This window comes from Roseateles sp. P5_B10 (genome assembly GCF_056400485.1).
In genome coordinates, this window is sequence record NZ_JBFULE010001453.1 from 1 (window position 1) to 726 (window position 726).

Annotated in this window: 1 protein-coding gene; it reads left to right on the forward strand. The window is 62.3% G+C overall.

The genetic code is table 11. From position 1 onward, the window contains the following. Positions 1-694: adenine nucleotide alpha hydrolase family protein (locus tag AC1DU6_RS33930; RefSeq protein ID WP_477862796.1), on the forward strand; the 694-nt coding region annotated here is incomplete at its 5' end. Positions 695-726: the final 32 nt, after the last annotated feature.

The window sequence follows — 726 nt, forward strand, 5'->3', positions numbered from 1 at the left end:
CCTGGACACGCCGCAGGACCACGCCTTTTTCGCGGGCCTCTACAACTTCGCGGCCAAGAACAACGCGAAATACATCCTGACCGGTGCCAACTACTCGACCGAGTGCGTTCGCGAGCCGCTGGAGTGGCATTACCACGCGTCCGACGTGCGCCAGCTCAAGGACATCCACCGCCGTTTCGGCACGCGGCCGCTGAAGAAGTTCCCGCTCGCGGGCATCTTCCGCTTCAAGATCTACTACCGCTTCTTCAAGGGCGTGCAGGTCGTCAAGCCGCTGAACTGCGTGCCCTTCTACAAGGAAGCGGCCATGGACGAACTGGTGGACAAGTTCGGCTGGCAGAAGTACGCGCACAAGCACTACGAGTCGCGCTTCACGCGCTTCTACGAGGGCTACTGGCTGCCCAGCAAGTTCGGCTACGACAAGCGCCGCGCGCATTTCTCCAGCCTGATCCTGACCGGCCAGCTCAAGCGAGAGGACGCGCTCGCCAAGATCGCCATCCCCGCCTATGACGAGGAAACGCTGGCGCATGACTTCGAATACATCGCCACCAAGCTCGGCCTGACCGTCGCCGAGTTGCAGGCGCTGCACCGCGGCGAGCCCAAGACGTACAAGGACTACGCCAACGACATGGCCATCATCGATCTCGGCACCCGGGTGCTGCGCGCGCTCGGCGTGCAAAGGGCCATCATTCGATGATCACCATCGTCAGCTACGGCGTCGGCAATATC